The 17897-nt window shown below is 69.3% G+C and carries 21 protein-coding genes; 9 read left to right on the top strand and 12 right to left on the bottom strand.

What is annotated here, in order from left to right:
* Positions 1-47: 47 nt before the first annotated feature.
* On the top strand, positions 48-1475 hold the full coding sequence (gene pyk, locus ABZS71_RS01785) for a pyruvate kinase (protein WP_356206642.1): 1428 nt from the start codon (positions 48-50) through the stop codon (positions 1473-1475).
* A gap of 47 nt (positions 1476-1522) precedes the next feature.
* Here the strand turns inward: pyk and ABZS71_RS01780 are convergent, their stop codons facing one another.
* The 5 genes from ABZS71_RS01780 to ABZS71_RS01760 all read right to left on the bottom strand — a co-directional run bounded on the left by ABZS71_RS01780 (position 1523) and on the right by ABZS71_RS01760 (position 6061).
* Complete coding sequence (locus ABZS71_RS01780; RefSeq protein ID WP_356206639.1) at positions 1523-1906, bottom strand: hypothetical protein; 384 nt, start codon at positions 1904-1906, stop codon at positions 1523-1525.
* A 63-nt stretch (positions 1907-1969) separates the two neighbouring features.
* Positions 1970-3166 carry a hydrogenase expression protein HypF gene (locus ABZS71_RS01775; protein ID WP_356206638.1) on the bottom strand — a complete coding sequence of 399 codons (1197 nt, stop codon included), beginning with the start codon at positions 3164-3166 and terminating at the stop codon, positions 1970-1972.
* 73 nt (positions 3167-3239) lie between these two features.
* Positions 3240-3770, bottom strand: a complete 531-nt coding sequence (locus tag ABZS71_RS01770; protein WP_355846677.1) for a DUF6114 domain-containing protein — start codon at positions 3768-3770, stop codon at positions 3240-3242.
* Positions 3771-3908: 138 nt separating this feature from the next.
* Positions 3909-4526 (bottom strand): DUF6230 family protein, encoded by a 618-nt coding sequence (locus ABZS71_RS01765; protein WP_355846674.1) that lies wholly within the window; start codon positions 4524-4526, stop codon positions 3909-3911.
* A gap of 560 nt (positions 4527-5086) precedes the next feature.
* Positions 5087-6061 (bottom strand): tetratricopeptide repeat protein, encoded by a 975-nt coding sequence (locus tag ABZS71_RS01760; protein ID WP_355846671.1) that lies wholly within the window; start codon positions 6059-6061, stop codon positions 5087-5089.
* 137 nt (positions 6062-6198) lie between these two features.
* Here ABZS71_RS01760 and ABZS71_RS01755 point away from each other — a divergent pair, with 137 nt between their 5' ends.
* Positions 6199-6876: a TetR/AcrR family transcriptional regulator gene (locus ABZS71_RS01755; protein ID WP_355846668.1), complete on the top strand. Its 678-nt coding sequence runs from the start codon at positions 6199-6201 to the stop codon at positions 6874-6876.
* Here the strand turns inward: ABZS71_RS01755 and ABZS71_RS01750 are convergent.
* From ABZS71_RS01750 to ABZS71_RS01740, 3 genes are all read right to left on the bottom strand, one after another.
* Positions 6852-8552, bottom strand: a complete 1701-nt coding sequence (locus ABZS71_RS01750; protein ID WP_355846665.1) for a methylmalonyl-CoA mutase family protein — start codon at positions 8550-8552, stop codon at positions 6852-6854. The two genes, ABZS71_RS01755 and ABZS71_RS01750, sit on opposite strands and share 25 nt — an antisense overlap.
* A 127-nt stretch (positions 8553-8679) precedes the next feature.
* Positions 8680-9018 carry a DUF3817 domain-containing protein gene (locus tag ABZS71_RS01745; RefSeq protein WP_355846662.1) on the bottom strand — a complete coding sequence of 113 codons (339 nt, stop codon included), beginning with the start codon at positions 9016-9018 and terminating at the stop codon, positions 8680-8682.
* A 64-nt stretch (positions 9019-9082) separates the two neighbouring features.
* The gene (locus ABZS71_RS01740) at positions 9083-9595 is read right to left on the bottom strand and encodes a MarR family transcriptional regulator (protein WP_355846659.1); all 513 of its coding nucleotides are present in this window, start codon (positions 9593-9595) and stop codon (positions 9083-9085) included.
* Here ABZS71_RS01740 and ABZS71_RS01735 point away from each other — a divergent pair.
* The gene (locus ABZS71_RS01735; protein WP_355846656.1) at positions 9588-9815 is read left to right on the top strand and encodes a hypothetical protein; all 228 of its coding nucleotides are present in this window, start codon (positions 9588-9590) and stop codon (positions 9813-9815) included. The two genes, ABZS71_RS01740 and ABZS71_RS01735, sit on opposite strands and share 8 nt — an antisense overlap.
* A gap of 306 nt (positions 9816-10121) precedes the next feature.
* On the opposite strand, the gene ABZS71_RS01730 is transcribed toward ABZS71_RS01735, so the two are convergent.
* Together ABZS71_RS01730 and ABZS71_RS01725 are read right to left on the bottom strand one after the other, a co-directional pair.
* Entirely contained in the window at positions 10122-10415 is a 294-nt protein-coding gene (locus ABZS71_RS01730) for an MTH1187 family thiamine-binding protein (RefSeq protein WP_355846653.1), read from the bottom strand.
* Positions 10412-10756, bottom strand: a complete 345-nt coding sequence (locus ABZS71_RS01725; RefSeq protein WP_355846650.1) for a DUF3817 domain-containing protein — start codon at positions 10754-10756, stop codon at positions 10412-10414. The genes ABZS71_RS01730 and ABZS71_RS01725 overlap by 4 nt, the downstream gene beginning before the upstream one ends.
* Before the next feature lie 159 nt (positions 10757-10915).
* On the opposite strand from ABZS71_RS01725, the gene ABZS71_RS01720 reads away from it, so the two are divergent.
* The 5 genes from ABZS71_RS01720 (at position 10916) to ABZS71_RS01700 (ending at position 14484) form a co-directional block, all read left to right on the top strand.
* Positions 10916-11554 (top strand): AIM24 family protein, encoded by a 639-nt coding sequence (locus ABZS71_RS01720; protein WP_355846647.1) that lies wholly within the window; start codon positions 10916-10918, stop codon positions 11552-11554.
* 1 nt (position 11555) lies between these two features.
* On the top strand, positions 11556-12206 hold the full coding sequence (locus tag ABZS71_RS01715; protein WP_355846644.1) for an AIM24 family protein: 651 nt from the start codon (positions 11556-11558) through the stop codon (positions 12204-12206).
* On the top strand, positions 12203-12883 hold the full coding sequence (locus ABZS71_RS01710) for an AIM24 family protein (protein ID WP_356206635.1): 681 nt from the start codon (positions 12203-12205) through the stop codon (positions 12881-12883). Before ABZS71_RS01715 ends, ABZS71_RS01710 begins: the two co-directional genes overlap by 4 nt.
* A gap of 94 nt (positions 12884-12977) precedes the next feature.
* Positions 12978-13454: a MarR family transcriptional regulator gene (locus tag ABZS71_RS01705; RefSeq protein ID WP_355846638.1), complete on the top strand. Its 477-nt coding sequence runs from the start codon at positions 12978-12980 to the stop codon at positions 13452-13454.
* 868 nt (positions 13455-14322) lie between these two features.
* Entirely contained in the window at positions 14323-14484 is a 162-nt protein-coding gene (locus ABZS71_RS01700; protein WP_355846632.1) for a hypothetical protein, read from the top strand.
* Positions 14485-15002: 518 nt separating this feature from the next.
* Here ABZS71_RS01700 and meaB read toward each other — a convergent pair.
* Positions 15003-15962 (bottom strand): methylmalonyl Co-A mutase-associated GTPase MeaB, encoded by a 960-nt coding sequence (gene meaB, locus ABZS71_RS01695; RefSeq protein WP_355846823.1) that lies wholly within the window; start codon positions 15960-15962, stop codon positions 15003-15005.
* 110 nt (positions 15963-16072) lie between these two features.
* Positions 16073-17248 carry an acetyl-CoA C-acetyltransferase gene (locus ABZS71_RS01690; protein WP_355846820.1) on the bottom strand — a complete coding sequence of 392 codons (1176 nt, stop codon included), beginning with the start codon at positions 17246-17248 and terminating at the stop codon, positions 16073-16075.
* 158 nt (positions 17249-17406) lie between these two features.
* Here ABZS71_RS01690 and mce point away from each other — a divergent pair, with 158 nt between their 5' ends.
* The gene (gene mce / locus ABZS71_RS01685) at positions 17407-17847 is read left to right on the top strand and encodes a methylmalonyl-CoA epimerase (protein ID WP_355846629.1); all 441 of its coding nucleotides are present in this window, start codon (positions 17407-17409) and stop codon (positions 17845-17847) included.
* Positions 17848-17897: the final 50 nt, after the last annotated feature.

Below are 17897 nucleotides of genomic sequence, written 5' to 3'. Positions count from 1 at the left end.
CAAGCCTTGAATATTCCGCTCCGAAACAAACCGATAGGATCCGCCTCATGCGCCGTTCCAAAATCGTCTGCACTCTGGGCCCAGCCGTCGACTCCTACGACCAGCTGAAGTCCTTGATCGAGGCCGGGATGAACGTGGCCCGCTTCAATATGAGCCACGGAAGCCATCCGGAGCACGAGGAGCGGTACCACCGCGTCCGCAAGGCGTCCGAGGAGACCGGGCGCGCGGTCGGCGTGCTCGTCGACCTCCAGGGCCCCAAGATCCGCCTGGGGACCTTCGCCGACGGCCCGGTGGAGCTGGTCCGCGGGGACGAGTTCATCATCACCACCGAGGACGTGCCGGGCGACCGGACGATCTGCAGCACCACCTACAAGGGGCTGCCGGGCGATGTGTCCAAGGGCGACCAGATTCTGATCAATGACGGCAATGTCGAGCTGCGGGTCACCGCGGTCGAGGGTCCCCGGGTGCGGACCATCGTCATCGAGGGCGGGGTGATCTCCGACCACAAGGGGATCAACCTCCCCGGTGCGGCGGTCAATGTGCCCGCGCTGTCCGAGAAGGACATCGAGGACCTGAAGTTCGGCCTGCACATGGGGTGCGACATGGTCGCGCTCTCCTTCGTGCGGGACGCGGCCGACGTCCGTGACGTCCACCGCGTCATGGACGAGGTGGGCCGCCGGGTGCCGGTGATCGCCAAGGTGGAGAAGCCGCAGGCCGTCGCCAATGTGGTGGACGTCGTCGCGGCCTTCGACGGCGTCATGGTGGCCCGTGGCGACCTGGCGGTGGAATACCCGCTGGAGAAGGTCCCGATGGTGCAGAAGCGGCTGATCGAGCTCTGCCGCCGGAACGCCAAGCCGGTGATCGTCGCGACCCAGATGATGGAGTCGATGATCACCAACTCGCGGCCGACCCGCGCCGAGGCGTCCGATGTCGCCAACGCGATCCTGGACGGCGCGGACGCGGTCATGCTCTCCGCCGAGTCCTCGGTCGGCGCCTACCCGCTCGAGACCGTCAAGACGATGTCCCGGATCGTCCAGGCGGCCGAGGAGGAGCTGCTCTCGCGCGGCCTCCAGCCGCTGGTGCCCGGCAAGAAGCCGCGGACACAGGGCGGTTCGGTGGCCCGCGCGGCTGCCGAGATCGCCGACTTCCTGGGCGCCAAGTCGCTGGTGGCCTTCACCAAGTCCGGCGACACCGCCCGCCGGCTCTCCCGCTACCGCGCCCAGCAGCCGATCCTGGCCTTCACCACGGACCTCGCCACCCGCAACCAGCTGACGCTGAGCTGGGGCGTGGAGTCCTTTGTCGTGCCGTATGTGGAGAACACCGACGCGATGGTGGACCTCGTGGACGCCGAGCTGTCGAAGCTGGGCCGCTACGCCTCGGGCGACATCATGATCATCACGGCGGGCTCGCCCCCGGGCGTCCCCGGCACCACCAACATGGTCCGGGTGCACCACCTGGGCGGCGGGAACGAGTAAGTCACGGCTGAGCGGCCGGACTCCCCCGGGGAGTCCGGCCGCTCAGCTCATGGCCCAGACGTCCGCTCTTCGCGCCGCGCCTGGCGGAGGATATCCGCCACCGCGCCCTTGCTCACCTGCTTCGCGTCGATATCGAGGCGCCGCCCGTCGGGGCCATGGACCTTGATCCGGATCGCCGACCTCCTGGGCTGGGAGAGCCAGGCCCGCAGCGCCGACGCGAGGACGGAGACGGCGCCGCCCGCGCCGAGCGAGACCACCAGCGGCTCGGTGACCGCGCCCATCTCGCCGGGCGCCGGAGGCGCCGATCGCGGCCGCACCCGGCCGGCCGACTCGGGCTCGCCCCGCAGCCACTCGGCGAGCGATTCCAGATCGGCGCCCGGCGCAGACAACTGCGCCCGTGGGCACCAATTCCGGGCGGAGTCGGTGTCCACGGGCGCTTCCCCTCCCTGAGGAGGGGTTGTGCGGCTCCCGAACGGGCCTGTGTGGTCGCGGGGTCATCCCCCGGTCTTGTACAGATGCATGCCCGGTACGGTCAGATCGCCACCGAACTGGCCGGCCTGCTTGACCGTGACATGGGTGAAGAAGACCTCGGGGATGTTCACCGGCGGCGGGGTCTTGGGGCTGAAGGTGATCGGGATGATCCCCAGCAGATTGCCCGACAGCTCCTCGGTGTACATGGTCACCGTGCCGTTGCGGATGGTCGAGGTGGAGCCCTCACGGGCCTGCACATGGGTGGTGGTCCCGGCCGGGCCCACGACCGTCTGGTGCAGATCCTTGATGTCCACGCCCTTGGCGGTGAACTTCAGGACCTTCTTGACCTGGCCGCTGTACGTCTTGACCTTCACGATGCCCTGGTAGTCCAGGCCGTGCAGGCTCAGCAGGGTGCTCTTGAGGGTCCAGGGGTCCTCGGGCAGCAGACTGGAGGTCTGCTCCGCCTCGGCGTTCTTGTACGCGTCGGCGTCGAACTCCGGGCAGGGGTACGCCTCCTTGCCGTCGGCGCCGCCGGACTTCGAGGCGGACGGCGTGGGAACGGCCTTGTCCGCCGCGTCCTTGGCATCGTCGACGGTCTTCTTCGCCCCGTCGACGGTGTCCTTGACCCCCTTGCCGACCTTGTCCACCGTGTCCTTGACCGGGTCCGTGACCTTGTCGGTGGCCTTGTCGGACGTACCGGACGGCGACGGGCTCGGCTTCGTGGTCGACGAGGGGCTCGGCTCGGCGGACGCGTCGCCCTTGGCGTCGTCACCACCGCCACCGGTGAGGACGTTGTGCAGCGCGTCCCCGACACCCAGCGGATCCAGCGGGTTCTTGGAATCGGACTCCGAGGGGCTCGGCGATGCCGAGGGCTCCGTCGACTCCTGTTTGTCCCCGGAGCCGGACGCGGAGCCGGACGGGGACGGCTCGGGAGTGGGCTTGTCGGCCGACGGGCTCGGATCGGCCGAGGAGTCGTCCTTGGCGTCGTCCTTCGAGTCCGCCGTGTCCTTGCCCTTGGTGTCCGAGGCTTCCTTGCCCTTGGCGTCGCTCTTGTCCGCCTCATCGGGCTGGGACACACACGGCCCGGCCTTGTACCGGTCGTCGGCCTTGGAGCTCGCCGAGGCGAGCTGCGGAGTCAACCCCATGCCCATGAGCACGGCAGTGGGCATGGCGGCCAGCGCTATCGCCTTGCCCGTGGGCACCTGAAGGCGAGTGAGCATCGACTTTCTCGGCGCCGCGTGCCGCGGCCCCATTCTGATCCGCCGAGGGCTCGCGCCCTCCGGCTGCTCCTCTTCACCCCGCACGGTGCCTCCCATTCATGGAATCCTGGTCCGCCGCGGTCCCGGCTCCGGCCGGTTCCGGCACGCTGTCACCGTTCCCGTCGTCCTCCGGTACGGCTCCCGGCCCCTCGGCCGGCTGCGCCGCCGACGCCTCGCCCGGTGCCCAGGAGACGCTCATGCCGCCGCCGAACAGCGCCAGCAGAAATCCCATCAGGAAGCCGCCGATGTTGGAGACGGGAAGCGACACCAGGCCGAGGAGGATCGAGGCGACTCCGGCGAATACCCGAACCAAGGGCTGGAACCACATGGTCAGGCCCAGGATCACCAACAGCACGCCGATGATCAGCGAGGCGGATCCCGCGGTGGTGGACAGGTTGATGGTGAACCCGCCCGCGTTGAGGCTGTTGTACGGGAAGTACATGATCGGCAGCCCTGCCAGCAGGGTCAACAGCCCCGCCCAGAACGGGCGCTGCCAGCGCCACGCCCGGAAGGACTTCCGCCAGCGGCTGATACGGTCACGCGCCCCCGGCGACTCGGCACTCATTGAAAACAGCTCCCTGGGGCTGGCGATCGGTGCGATCGCAGTGTTCTACAGCGGTACTAAAAAGCATGGCGCATATGCGCTGCCGGGCGATGCCGGGTGAGGGGCAGCGCCGCGGCCCCTCACCCCCAGCTCAGCGCGTCAGAAGCACTCGTTCTTACCCTTGCTGACCTTCATCGAAAGGCCCGAGAGCTTGAACGTGCCCGCGCTGGTCGCCCAGGCGGTCTGCTTCACATCGGTCAGCGTCGCGGAATCGGCCTGCTGGGCGAAGGCACCGGGATCGGCCTTGTCGCCCTTCTTGATGCCGGGACCCTTGGACGCGTCGCCCGCCGCCACACCGATGTCGATCCCGCGGAACGTCGCGTCCGCGTCCAGCTGATCGAGATCGATGAAGAGGTTCTTGGCTTCGACCAACTTGCTGCCGTTGCCGGCCGACAGCTTCAGCGACACATCGCCGAAGACCGGGACCGGAACCACGACGGACTGGCACAGACCCTTGATCTTGGCACTCTTGAACGCCGACACGGCGACGGGGATGGTCTTCCCCCCGTGCTGCGTGTCAAGGGCGCCGTACTGGGCGAAGCCCGTACCGTCAAGCCGGTCGGCCGTGACCTTGAACTGCTGGCCGGACACGTTGAACGAAGCCGCGAGCGCACCCTGTGACAGGGCGACGCCAATCGCGGCCGTGGCAGCAACGCTCGGCACCATGACAACGGCGAACCGCTTCCATCTGGTCCCGCCACGAGCCAGAGACTCCATGACTTTCCTCCTTCTCGGACGTACATCTCCGGCCGGGGCGTCCAGCCCCGGACCTGGGATGGGAGAAGTGCTACGTCCTCGGGAAGGAGAGCGCCCACGTCTCACAGGCGCACACCGCACCCGCAACACCGGCGATCACCCCCGAGCGACAACCACTGGCCACGCTTCTCGCGCAACCTCCTGGACAGGCCCTGCCTGTTGGGCAGAGACCCCCCTGTCCAAGGCCGACGTCACTGCCGCCGGCCTGCCCGGTGGGGACCCGTTCCCCGACGCACCGACCGGCTGCCGGGCTGCGGGGAACGGACCGAGCTTGGCCGATCGTGGTCCATTCCTGGCTGAGGCACAAGGGGTTCGTTACCAGCGAGTAACGGACGGATAACCGAACTGCGGCAGGATGGTCGAGGCCGGGCACGCAGGGTCGTCGCACGGTGACCGGAAAGAGGGGGAGATTTACTCCAGGACCGGACAAAGTACTGACGCACATTTACTGGCAGTAACAGCGACCGCGTTTACCAAGTTTTAGTAAAGAGCGGTCGCTGTGCTGTTTGAGATGCCAGAGGTCAGAACAGCACGCGTGCCAACGCACTACGCGCCGTGACCACTCGGGGGTCGTCACCGCCGATCACATCGAAGAGACCGAGGAGATGGACGCGCGCCGCCTCCCGGTCGTTCCCCGTCGTGCGACGCACCGTTTCGACCAAACGTCCGAAAGCGTCCTCCACATGACCGCCCACCAGATCCAGGTCGGCCGCCGCGATCTGCGCCGCCACGTCCCCCGGGTTCTCGGCGGCCGCCTTGCGCACCTGCTGTGCGTCCAGACCCTGAACCCGCTGCAACAGCTCGGCCTGCGCCAGGCCCAGCTTCGCCTCGCCGTCGCCCGGGTCGTCCGCGAGCACGTTCTTGTACGCCTGCACCGCGCCGCCCAGGTCACCCGCGTCCAGCGCCTCATGGGCCGCCGCGAGCGCGGCGTCGTGCGGCGACGCGGGCGGCTGCTCGGCGGCCTCCTCCTGCGCGGGCTCCGCCTCCGCTCCGCCCTCAACAGGTGTACCCACGATGCCGAACTGCTGCTCCGCGGCCTGGATCAGCTGGTCCAGCACCTGACGGATCTGCGCCTCGGGCGCGGCTCCCTGGAAGAGCGGCACCGGCTGGCCCGCGACCACCGCGAAGACCGCGGGGATGCCCTGGACGCCGAACTGCTGGAAGAGCATCTGGTTGGCGTCGACGTCGATCTTCGCGAGGACGAACCGCCCCGCGTACTCTTCGGCCAGCCGCTCCAGGATGGGACCGAGCTGCTTGCACGGCTCGCACCACTCGGCCCAGAAGTCGATGACGACCGGTACTTCGGTGGAGCGCTGCAGGACCTCCTGCTGAAAACCCGCTTCGTCGACGTCGAAGACCAGACGCGTGGGCGCGGGGGCGCCACCGGTGCGGGCCGCCTGGGCCCGCGCCGTCTCCGCCTTCTGCTTCGCTTCTCCGGCCGCCTTCACCGCGGCGAGGTCGACCACTCCACTCATGGACATGTTCCGTGGCTGCATGGTCCTATCCTCCCCTCTTCACGCGGCGAATGGAAAAGCGCACCACCCGACGTACGGACCGGGCACACGCCTTACGCTACGAGCCGTAGCGTAACTCACCGGGACTCCTCCCGGTACTGGCGGGTAGGGTCCCGGCCATGAGCACGCCCGCACGCCGCACCGGGCGCCCCCGCAGCGCCGAGGCCGACCGCGCCATCCTCGGCGCCACCCGCGCCGCCCTGGTCGAGCTCGGCTGGGCGAAACTGACGCTGGGGGATGTCGCGGCGCGCGCCGGCGTCGCCAAGACGACCCTCTACCGCCGCTGGGCGGGCAAGAGCGAGCTGGTCGTGGACGCGGTCGCGGCGGTCTTCGACGAGCAGCTGGAGGTCGCCGACCGCGGCAGTCTGCAGGCCGATATCGAGGACGTGGTGCTCCGGTTCGCCGCGCTGCTGGAGCGCCCCGAGACCAAGACGGCGCTGATGGCCGTCATCGCCGAGGCCACCCACGACGACGCGCTGCGGGACCGGGTCCGGTCGGCGATCGTGGACCGGCAGAAGCGGCTTGTACTGATCGGTCGCGAGCGGGCACAGCTGCGCGGCGAGCTGCCGCGCGAGGAGGATCCGCACGCGGCGGCCCGCAACGCGAACCTGATCTTCGATGTGATCGCGGGCGCGGTGGTGCACCGCATGCTGGTCAGCGCGGAGCCGGTGGACCCGCGGTGGGCCCGTGAGTTCTCGGTGCTCCTGCTGCACGGGCTGGCCGCGGCGAGCTCCGGCGCCTACGCGGTGCCGGAGCCCGTACCGGGGCACGATCAGAAGCCGGCGGGCTCCGTATAGATGCCCCACTCGTCGCGCAGGGCGTCGCAGATCTCGCCGAGCGTCGCCTCGGCGCGCACGGCCTCCAGCATCGGCTCGATCATGTTGGAGCCGTCCCGGGCGGCGGCCAGCATCCCCTTGAGCCCCGCGGCGACCTTCGCCTCGTCGCGCCCGGCCCTCCGGCCGCCCAGCACCCGCACCTGCTCGCGCTCGACCTCGTGGCTCACCCGCAGGATCTCCAGATCGCCGGTGACCGAGCCATGGGCGCAGTTGACCCCGACGACCTTCTTGTCGCCCTTCTCCAGCGCCCGCTGGTACTGGAAGGCGGACTCGGCGATCTCACCGGTGAACCAGCCGTCCTCGATACCGCGCAGAATGCCGGAGGTGATCGGGCCGACCGGATGCTGCCCGTCCGGCACCGCGCGGCGGCCCCGCTCCTTGATCTGCTCGAAGATCTTCTCGGCGTCGGCCTCGATCCGGTCGGTCAGCGCCTCGACATACCAGGAACCGCCCAGCGGATCGGCCACATTGAGGAGCCCGGTCTCCTCCATGAGCACCTGCTGGGTGCGCAGGGCGATCTCGGCGGCCTGCTCACTGGGCAGCGCGAGGGTCTCGTCCAGGGCGTTGGTGTGCAGCGAGTTGGTGCCGCCGAGGACCGCGGAGAGGGCCTCCACGGCGGTCCGAACGACGTTGTTGTACGGCTGCTGCGCGGTCAGCGAGACCCCGGCGGTCTGGGTGTGGAACCGCAGCCACTGCGCCTTCTCGGAGGTCGCCCCGTAGACATCGCGCATCCAGCGGGCCCAGATCCGGCGCGCCGCGCGGAACTTGGCGATCTCCTCGAAGAAGTCGATGTGCGCGTCGAAGAAGAAGGACAGACCGGGCGCGAAGGTGTTGACGTCCAGCCCGCGGGAGAGCCCGAGCTCCACATAGCCGAAGCCGTCGGCGAGGGTGTACGCGAGCTCCTGCGCGGCCGTCGCCCCGGCCTCGCGGATGTGGTAGCCGGAGACGGAGAGCGGCTTGTAGTCGGGGACGCCGTGCGCGCAGTACTCCATCAGGTCGCCGATCAGCCGCAGATGGGGCTCGGGCGGGAAGAGCCACTCCTTCTGCGCGATGTACTCCTTGAAGATGTCCGTCTGGAGCGTGCCGTTGAGCACCGAGGTGTCGACGCCCTCGCGCTCGGCGGCGACCAGATACATACAGAAGACGGGGACGGCCGGGCCGCTGATCGTCATCGAGGTGGTCACATCGCCGAGCGGGATGTCCTTGAAGAGGCGCTCCATGTCGGCCGCGGAGTCGATGGCGACGCCGCAGTGGCCGACCTCGCCGAGCGAGCGCGGATCGTCGGAGTCGCGGCCCATCAGGGTCGGCATGTCGAAGGCGACCGAAAGACCGCCGCCGCCCGCCTCCAGGATCATCTTGTAGCGCTCATTGGTCTGCTCGGCGTTGCCGAACCCCGCGAACTGGCGGATGGTCCAGGCCCGGCCGCGGTAGCCGGTGGGATAGAGGCCGCGGGTGAACGGGAACTCGCCCGGCCAGCCGATCCGCTCGAACCCCTCGACGGTGTCGCCCGCGGCGGGTCCGTAGACCGGCTCGACGGGATCACCCGAGAGCGTGGTGAAGTCGGCCTCGCGCTTGCGAGCCGCGTCGTACCGGGCCTGCCAGCGACGGCGGCCTGCCTCAATGCCTTCGGCGTCCATGGTTCAAATTTACTAGGACGTCCAACTAATTGTCGACGGCTGACGGCCCGAGGTGGCCGATCGAGTGGCCCGCCGGACCGTACCCGCAGGTGAGCGGCCCGGCGCGAGATGAGAGCGCGGAGCGCCGTCAGACCTTCGCGGGCTGCGGCGCCGCGTCGGTGGCCTGCGGGCCGACCTCGCGGACGACCTTGCGCTCCACGAAGAAGACCGCGGTCGGGATCGTGCCCGCGAGCAGCAGCCACGCCAGCTTGCCGAACGGCCACTTCGCCTTGGAGCCCAGGTCGAAGGCGAAGACCAGGTACAGGACGTACAGCCAGCCGTGGGCGATGCCGACGACGCTGACGAACCCGGCCGCGCCGTCCATGTCCAGCAGATACTTGGCGACCACGCCGATGGTCAGCAGGATCAGCAGGACGCCGGTGACATAGGCCATCACCCGGTAGCGGGTCAGGACGCTTCGTTTCATGGCACTGAGCGTAACCGTCCGTTCCGGGGCGATCTTCGCCGCCCCCGGCGGTGGCTCGGGCCTGTTATGCCTCTTCTTCGAAGTCGTCCGCGGCGATCCGCAGCGGACGCAGCATCGCGAAGATCCGGTCGCACTCCTCGGCGTCGTACGCCCCGAGCCCGAAGTCCATCGCCATCAGATCGCGGGTGGCCGACTCGACCACCTCACGGCCCCGGTCGGTGATGGAGGCCAGCGTGCCGCGGCCGTCGTCGGGATTCGGCCGCTTGTCGACCAGACCCGACTTGACCAGGCGGTCCACCGTGTTGGTGACCGAGGTGGGGTGCACCATGAGCCGCTCGCCGATCTTCGACATGGGCAGCTCACCGGCCTTGGAGAAGGTGAGCAGCACCAGCGCCTCATAGCGGGCGAAGGTCAGTCCGTACGGCTTGACCACGGCGTCGACCTGGCTCAGCAGAATCTGCTGGGCCCGCATGATCGAGGTGATCGCGGCCATGGAAGGCACGGACCCCCATCGCTGCTTCCAGAGTTCGTCGGCGCGGGCGATGGGATCGAACGGCAGGCTGAGCGGCTTGGGCACGGTACCGACCCTACCGGCCGGTCATATCGTGGTCAGCCCGGTCTCACACTTCGGGCCCGGCCCCGGCGACGGCGCGCCGCACCTCCAGCGCCACCAGCAGCGAGCAGACCGCCCCGCAGCCGCCCCCACCGCCGCCACGACATGCACCGGCGCGAACTCGGCCACCGCGAGCGTCTTCGTCCGGCCGGATGTGGTGAGCGGCTTCGCCGCGCCGGTCTGACGGTCCTGCGGAACGCCGGCCGCCTGACCTCGCGCCGCCAGGGCCGTCAGGTGCTGTACGAACGCCGCTCGGCATGGCGCCGACGGGCGGGGGCTGACACCCCCGCCCGATCCCTTCCAGGGGCTCCGTTCCGGGCCCCCGGGACTCCCCCCAGCCACCGCTTGGAGGTGTCGGGACGGACTGGATTTCTCCCGGCCGGGCACGCCAGCCCCTCCGGCGTGTGAGGAGCGCCGCCCGGGGGGCGGGACCCCGGCCGAGGTCCGGGGGCGTCGCCCCGGGTCCGCCGGGGCGGAGCCCCACGCACCACTACGCGGACAGGTGGCGCTCCACCGTGTCGACCTTGGACGTCAGGCCGTCCGTCACACCCGGTCGGATATCGGCCTTCAGGACGACCGAGACCCTCGGCGCCCGTGCCTCCACCGCCGCGACGGCTCGCTTGACGACGGCCATGACCTCGTCCCACTCGCCCTCGATGGACGTGAACATCGCGTCCGTACGGTTGGGCAGCCCCGATTCCCGGACCACCCGCACCGCGTCCGCGACGTATGCGCCCACGTCCTCGCCGACGCCCAGCGGCGTCACCGAAAAGGCGACGATCATGCGTTGACCACGCCCTCCTTGCGGGCGCGGGCCGCGATGACGCTCGCCTCGGTCTCGCGCTTGAGCTTGCGCTCGGCGAAGAATCCGCCGGTGGGCAGGACGGAGAGGACGAAGTAGAGGGCGGCGGTCTGCCACGTCCACTTGGTGCGGTTCCAGGCGTCCGCCCAGAAGACCAGGTACAGGATGAACAGGACGCCGTGCACCATGCCCATCACCGGCACCGCGTTGAAGTCGGTCGTGCGCTTGAGCACCGAGCAGACGAGCAGCAGCAGGAAGGACACGGCCTCGGGCGCGGAGACCAGGCGGAGCCGGCGCAGCGCGGTGGCGGTCTTGAGGTCCACGGGAGCACCTTCGCGTGAGGAGGACACGGATGGCTTGTGAAGTCATGCACAAGCCATCGCCCATTGTGACAGCATTGCGGGCGATCATCGCTCGCGGGTCACCGTGGCCGCCCCGGTGGTCCCTGTCCGCCGACGTGAGAGACCGATAACGTCGGCTCCGTGGCTCAGTTTCGGCTCCAGGGAAGCAAGGTGCTCGCGGTCGACATGACCGGCGACTCCGTGAAGGCCAAGAACGGCGCGATGGTCGCGTACGAGGGGGAGATGACCTTCAAGAAGAAGACCGGCGGCGGGGAGGGGCTGCGCGGGATGGTGACCCGGCGGCTCACCGGTGAGCAGATGGCGGTCATGGAGGTGAAGGGGCACGGCACGTGCTACTTCGCCGACCGGGCGAGCGAGATCAACCTGGTGTCGCTGCACGGCGAGAAGCTGTACGTGGAGGCCAGCAATCTGCTGTGCGCGGACGCCGCGCTGCGCACCGGCACCTCCTTCACCGGACTGCGCGGCTCCGCGCAGGGCAACGGCCTGTTCACCACGACCGTCGAGGGCACCGGCCAGGCGGCGGTCCTCTCCGACGGCACGGCGATCGTGCTGCGTGTCACCCCGCAGACGCCGCTCCAGGTCGACCCGGGCGCGTACATCGCCCACACCGGGAACCTCAAACAGCACTTCCAGTCGGGGGTGAACTTCCGTGCGCTCATAGGCGAGAGCGGAGGCGAGTCCTTCCAGATCCGCTTCGAGGGGGACGGGCTGGTGTACATCCAACCGAGCGAGCGCAACACGGTCGGGGGTGAGCTCTGACATGCCGTTCACCACCCTCACCTCCCGGATGGTCGAGGCCCAGGTGATGCCCGGCCAGACGCTCTTCAGCCAGCGCGGCGCGATGCTCGCGTACCGCGGTGACGTACGGTTCACCCCCAGCATCACCGGCGGACAGCGCGGGGTGATGGGGATGATCGGGCGCCGGGTCGCCAATGAGGCGACGCCGCTGATGACCGTCGAGGGCCAGGGCACGGTGATGTTCGGGCACGGCGGCCACCATGTGCATGTGATCGGTCTGATCGGCGACACGCTCTACGTCGAGTCGGACCGGCTGCTGGCCTTCGACGGATCGCTGCGCCAGGGCACGATGTTCATGGGCTCGCAGGGCGGGGTGATGGGCATGGTGCGCGGCCAGGTCACCGGCCAGGGGCTGTTCACCACCACCTTGGAGGGGCAGGGGTCCGCCGCGGTCATGGCGCACGGCGGCGTGATCGAGCTGCCGATACACCCCGGGCGGCCGGTCCATGTCGATCCGCAGGCGTATGTCGCCCACCGGGGTGATGTTCGCAATAAGCTCTCGACGGCGATCGGCTGGCGCGAAATGGTGGGCCGGGGCTCGGGGGAGGCGTTCCAACTGGAGTTGTCCGGCACCGGCATGGTCTATGTCCAGGCATCGGAGGAGAAGCTGTGAACGGCCCGGTCGTCCATGACGCCCACACGCTCCCGGCCAATGGCAACATCAATCCGTACGCCTTCAGCGTGGACCTGGACGGCCAGTGGTTCCTGCAGAAGGGGAAGATGGTCGCCTATTACGGGAAGATCGACTTCCAGGGCATAGGGCTCGGCCGTCTCGACCATCTCGTCGCGGGCAGCTTCCACTCCCCGCTGCACGCCGCGGAGTGGGTGGTCGCCGAGGGCCAGGGCAAGATGGTGCTCGCGGACCGCGCCTTCGACGTCAACTCCTACGACCTCGACGACGGCAACCTCACCATCCGGTCCGGCAATCTCCTCGCCTTTCAGCCGTCCCTCGCGCTCAAGCAGTCGATCGTCCCGGGCTTTCTCACCCTCATCGGCACGGGCACGTTCGTGGCGGCCTCCAACGGGCCCGTGGTCTTCATGGAGCCGCCGATCCGGGTGGATCCGCAGGCCCTCGTCGGCTGGGCCGACTGCCCCTCCCCCTGCCACCACTACGACCACGCGTATCTGCGCGGTTTCCTCGGCGGGATACGGGCGCGCACGGGCATCGGGGGCACATCGGGCGAGGAGCATCAGTTCGAGTTCGTGGGCGCCGGGACCGTGCTGCTCCAGTCCACGGAGGACGTCATGGCCCAGATAGAGGTTGGCGCAACAGGGGGTACCGGTTCGTGAGCACAAGCGTGCGGAGTGTAGCGTCGAACAGGTGACCTCTAGCCCGATACATCCATTGGTTCGGAATTCAACTTCTATAGGTAGAATACATCCCATGGAGACCGAGAACGGCACGCGCTGGCTCAGCAATGAGGAACAGCGCGCGTGGCGCACCCATCTGGACGTCAGCCGGCTGCTGACCTACCAGCTCGAAAAAGACCTGCAGCCGTTCGGCCTGACGATGAACGACTACGAGATCCTGGTCAACCTCTCGGAGTCGGAGGACCACCGGATGCGGATGAGCGACCTCGCCTCCGCGACCCTGCAGTCCAAGAGCCGTCTCTCCCATCAGATCACCCGGATGGAGAACGCCGGCCTGGTCCGCCGCGAGAACTGCGAATCCGACCGGCGCGGGCTCTACGCGGTCCTCACCGAGCAGGGCTGGGACATCATGCGCAAGGTCGCGCCCCACCATGTCGCGTCCGTCCGCAGGCACTTCATCGACCTGCTCGCCCCGGCCGACCTCGAGGCGCTCTACGCGTCACTGGTGCCCGTGGCCGACCATCTGCGCGCGCAGCGCGGCCGGGTCTGACCCGCACGATGGCGAGGCTGGTGCGGCCTCGCCATTGTCGCCATTGTCGCGCGCGGGCGCCGCGGGCGCCTGCGGCGGGCGGAGCCTCCCACCTCGCCCCTTCCTGTTCCAGGAAAGAGGCCGCGCCCGGTGGGTGCGGGTTCGTGTCATCCATCCCGACAATCACGCCTACCACCGCCCGTCCGGCTGTCACGATCCCGTCGCGGGTCGCGCAGTAGACCCGCATCGTCATCCGGGAACATTCGTCGGCGTTCACCGGACCTCCCCCTCGACTGGCGCGAGGGGTTGAAGCACGCTGTGCAGACTCCTTTTCACCGCGCCCAGGTGGTAGGCCAGTTCTACCGGCGCGGCAGTGGCCAGGTCGAGAGATTCGGCGCCCGCGAGGGACTGCCCGGCCACGATCACCACGGCCCGCTCCAGACCCTCGCGGGTGGGCCTGCCCGCAGCGATACACGCCGGGCACAGACCCGAGCGCGGATCGCTGGGGTCACGGTGCCCGAATGCACCGGGCACCGCGCACAGGGCGCAGCCAGGCGCCGGAGCCGGGGCGTTCACCGGGCCCCACTCCACGCCACGTGCTCCTGCCGCTTCTCGTGGGCGGTGACGTAGGGACGCACCAGGGCGGGTGTCTCTCCATCCAGGCGCAGTGGGATCGTCGGAACGTCCACGAGCCGCGAGGGCGCCGGATGCGCCAAAGAGGCTACCGGCAGGGCACGATGCCGACCGGGCGCGGGTCGTAATAGTCGATTTCCGCTACGCCTCCTGCGGACGTGTACGACGAGCTTCTCATGGTGAGGTCGTACGTAAATGGATTCCTCGACAGTGCCGGAGCCGTGCGACAACGCAAAGACATAAACCTAGCTACCAGGTGGCTGTCTTGCTTGCTCGGTATCGCGGCATTCGCGCCGATTGGCCCTTCACTCCGGACGGCAAGCGCAGAGTGATCCGCGAATGGGAAGAAGTGCCCCGCCGCGTCGCCGATGGCAGCTTCCGCGAAGCGGATCTGGTTGGCGGCGCATGGCGCTGCTGATTTTCGAGTCGCAAACTAGAATGGTGATCTTCGTTCAGTAAGTGAGCCCGCAGCGTTGCGGAAGCCTGCTGCACGCGAAAGCCCCCGCGGACGCATGCGGGGGCAGGGTCAGTCCCGGATATCGCTGTCGTCAGGCTCAGGCGCGGCTGTCTGCGGGGGCTCCGCACAGGCGACCGCCCGGCCGGGGAGGCACCGAGTGAGAAGCAGGGGACGCTCGGGAGGGGGCGGGGCACCGCCACCAGCCCCGAACCCGGCGATCGGACGGGGACGGGCCCACGCGGGCGGGGTCGGCGACGAGACGGGAGGGGGCGGGGGTGCAGGGGTGGGGGGTCTGGACGCTTACGTGTATTTGTGGCGCCCATCTCCGGGCAACACCACGCTTCCGGGCACCGGCGCCGTAAATATACGGTCCAGACCCCCCGCCCCGGAGGCCCCGCACCCGGCACCCGGCACCCGGCGGCACCCGCCGGCACCCGGCACCCGGCACCCGGCACCCGGCACCCGGCACCCGCACACCGCTACGCCCCCTCCGTCACCCCCGCCACCAACTCGTCCGCCGCCGCATACGGATCCAGCTCCCCCGCCACCACCCGCTCCGCCAGCGCCCCCAGCCGACGGTCCCCGTGCAGGTCACCGATCCGCGCCCGCAGCGCCGTCACCGCTATCGTCTCGACCTCGCCCGCCGCCCGCCGCATGCGGCGCTCCGCCAGCACCCCGTGCTCCTCCATCCACGCCCGGTGCTTCTCCAGCGCCTCGACGACCTCCTCGATCCCCTCGGCCCGCGCCGCCACCGTCTTGACGATCGGCGGCCGCCAGTCCCCCGGCGACCGCGCCTCGCCCAGCCCGAGCATGTGGTTGAGCTCCCGGGCCGTGGCGTCGGCCCCGTCCCGGTCGGCCTTGTTGACCACGTACACATCGCCGATCTCCAGGATTCCGGCCTTGGCCGCCTGGATCCCGTCCCCCATGCCCGGTGCGAGCAGCACCACGCTCGTATCGGCCTGCGCGGCGATCTCGACCTCGGACTGGCCGACGCCCACCGTCTCCACGATCACCACATCGCAGCCGGCCGCGTCGAGCACCCGGATGGCCTGGGGGGCGGCCCATGCCAGCCCGCCCAGGTGCCCGCGCGTGGCCATGGAGCGGATGTAGACGCCGGGGTCCGACGCGTGCTCGGACATCCGTACGCGGTCGCCGAGGAGCGCCCCGCCGGAGAAGGGCGAGGAGGGGTCGACCGCGAGGACCCCCACCCGCTTCCCGACCCTCCGGTACGCCGAGACGAGCGCGGAGGTCGACGTGGACTTGCCGACCCCCGGCGACCCGGTCACCCCGACCACGTACGCGCCCCCGGCCAGCGGAGCGAGCGCGGCCATCACCTCGCGCAACCGCGGCGAATCGCCTTCGATCAGCGAGATGAGCCGGGCGACCGCACGCGGCCGCCCCTGCCGGGCCTGCTCCACCAGGGTGGGCACGTCAGCCATAGGTGCTGCGGCCATGGGTGCTGCGCTCCTCAACGCTCGGAACGGACGACATACGAAATACGACGAGACGAAACGGGACGGGACGGGGCGCGACGAAACGCGTCGAGAAGCTACGCGCCCGGCACGCGGATGATCAACGCATCCCCCTGCCCGCCGCCACCGCACAGCGCCGCCGCCCCCACGCCGCCGCCCCGCCGCCGCAGCTCCAGCGCCAAATGCAGCACGATCCGCGCACCGGACATCCCAATGGGGTGTCCAAGGGCAATCGCGCCCCCATTCACGTTCACCTTTTCGGAGGAAACGCCCAGGTCCTTCATTGACTGCACCGCGACCGCCGCGAACGCCTCGTTGATCTCGATGAGATCAAGATCGCGAACCGTCAGCCCCTCCTTGCCCAGCGCCTGCGTGATCGCGTTGGACGGCTGCGACTGGAGGGAGTTGTCGGGCCCGGCCACATTCCCGTGGGCGCCGATCTCGGCGATCCACTCCAGGCCCAGTTCCTCGGCCTTGGCCTTGCTCATGACGACGACGGCGGCGGCGCCGTCGGAGATCTGCGAGGCCGTCCCGGCCGTGATCGTCCCGTCCTTGGAGAACGCGGGGCGCAGCTTGGCCAGGGATTCGACGGTGGTCTCGCCGCGGATGCCCTCGTCCTTGGCGAAGACGACCGGGTCGCCCTTGCGCTGCGGGATCTCGACCGGCGTGATCTCGGCGTCGAACAGGCCGTTCTTCTGGGCGGCGGCGGCCCGCTGGTGGGAGCGGGCGGCGATCTCGTCCTGCTCGGGGCGGAGGATGCCCAGCCGGGTGTTGTGCTTCTCGGTGGACTCGCCCATGGCGATGTTCTCGAAGGCGTCGGTCAGCCCGTCGTGGGCCATCGCGTCGAGCATCTCGATGGGGCCGTACTTGTGGCCCTCACGGGACTTGGGGAGCAGATGGGGGGCGTTGGTCATGGATTCCTGGCCGCCCGCGACCACGATGTCGAACTCACCCGCGCGGATCAGCTGGTCGGCGAGGGCGATGGCGTCCAGCCCGGAGAGGCAGACCTTGTTGACCGTGAGCGCGGGCACGCTCATCGGGATGCCGGCCTTGACGGCCGCCTGCCGGGCGGGGATCTGCCCGGCGCCGGCCTGCAGCACCTGGCCCATGATCACGTACTGCACCTGCTCACCGCCGACCCCGGCCCGGTCCAGCGCGGCCTTGATCGCGATTCCGCCGAGGTCGGCGCCGGAGAACGAGCGCAGGCTGCCGAGCAGCCGTCCCATGGGCGTCCGGGCGCCCGCCACAATCACAGATGTCGTACGAGTCATTGGTGCTTCCCTTCACGAGAAGAAGGAAGTTAACGAGGGTTATCGTCAATGTACTGACGAGTACCCCGTACGGTCACCGCTCCACCAGTGTGATCGCGCGCACGTTGCGTAACCGCCTGGGTGAGCGGTGCACTGTCCTCATGCTGACGCGAATCGACCACATCGGGATCGCCTGTTTCGACCTCGACAAGACCGTCGAGTTCTACCGTGCCACGTATGGCTTCGAGGTGTTCCACTCCGAGATCAACGAGGAGCAGGGCGTCCGCGAGGCCATGCTCAAGATCAACGAGACCTCCGACGGCGGAGCCTCGTATCTGCAGCTCCTGGAGCCGACCAGGGAGGACTCGGCGGTCGGCAAGTGGCTGGCCAAGAACGGTGAGGGCGTCCACCACATCGCCTTCGGCACCGCCGACGTCGACGCCGACTCCGAGGCCATCCGCGACAAGGGCGTCCGGGTCCTCTACGAGCAGCCCCGCCGTGGCTCGATGGACTCGCGGATCACCTTCCTGCACCCCAAGGACTGCCATGGTGTGCTGACCGAACTCGTCACCGCCGCGGACCCCGCGGAAGGGGGCCACTGAAACGGACCACTGACCTACCCCTTCCCCGGCCGGTAGAGTGCAGCCTCGGC

Origin of the sequence: Streptomyces sp. NPDC005393, assembly GCF_040606675.1 — a bacterium.
GTDB lineage: Bacteria > Actinomycetota > Actinomycetes > Streptomycetales > Streptomycetaceae > Streptomyces.
This window is presented reverse-complemented; position numbering and strand designations above follow the sequence as displayed.

Excerpts from the sequence above, each read along its gene's own strand:
- pyk (WP_356206642.1), top strand. The coding sequence starts at position 48 with ATGCGCCGTTCCAAAATCGTCTGCACTCTGGGCCCAGCCGTCGACTCC.
- ABZS71_RS01775 (WP_356206638.1), bottom strand. The coding sequence starts at position 3,166 with ATGCTCACTCGCCTTCAGGTGCCCACGGGCAAGGCGATAGCGCTGGCC.
- ABZS71_RS01770 (WP_355846677.1), bottom strand. The coding sequence starts at position 3,770 with ATGAGTGCCGAGTCGCCGGGGGCGCGTGACCGTATCAGCCGCTGGCGG.
- ABZS71_RS01765 (WP_355846674.1), bottom strand. The coding sequence starts at position 4,526 with ATGGAGTCTCTGGCTCGTGGCGGGACCAGATGGAAGCGGTTCGCCGTT.
- ABZS71_RS01760 (WP_355846671.1), bottom strand. The coding sequence starts at position 6,061 with ATGCAGCCACGGAACATGTCCATGAGTGGAGTGGTCGACCTCGCCGCG.
- ABZS71_RS01755 (WP_355846668.1), top strand. The coding sequence starts at position 6,199 with ATGAGCACGCCCGCACGCCGCACCGGGCGCCCCCGCAGCGCCGAGGCC.
- ABZS71_RS01750 (WP_355846665.1), bottom strand. The coding sequence starts at position 8,552 with ATGGACGCCGAAGGCATTGAGGCAGGCCGCCGTCGCTGGCAGGCCCGG.
- ABZS71_RS01745 (WP_355846662.1), bottom strand. The coding sequence starts at position 9,018 with ATGAAACGAAGCGTCCTGACCCGCTACCGGGTGATGGCCTATGTCACC.
- ABZS71_RS01730 (WP_355846653.1), bottom strand. The coding sequence starts at position 10,415 with ATGATCGTCGCCTTTTCGGTGACGCCGCTGGGCGTCGGCGAGGACGTG.
- ABZS71_RS01715 (WP_355846644.1), top strand. The coding sequence starts at position 11,556 with ATGCCGTTCACCACCCTCACCTCCCGGATGGTCGAGGCCCAGGTGATG.
- ABZS71_RS01705 (WP_355846638.1), top strand. The coding sequence starts at position 12,978 with ATGGAGACCGAGAACGGCACGCGCTGGCTCAGCAATGAGGAACAGCGC.
- meaB (WP_355846823.1), bottom strand. The coding sequence starts at position 15,962 with ATGGCTGACGTGCCCACCCTGGTGGAGCAGGCCCGGCAGGGGCGGCCG.
- mce (WP_355846629.1), top strand. The coding sequence starts at position 17,407 with ATGCTGACGCGAATCGACCACATCGGGATCGCCTGTTTCGACCTCGAC.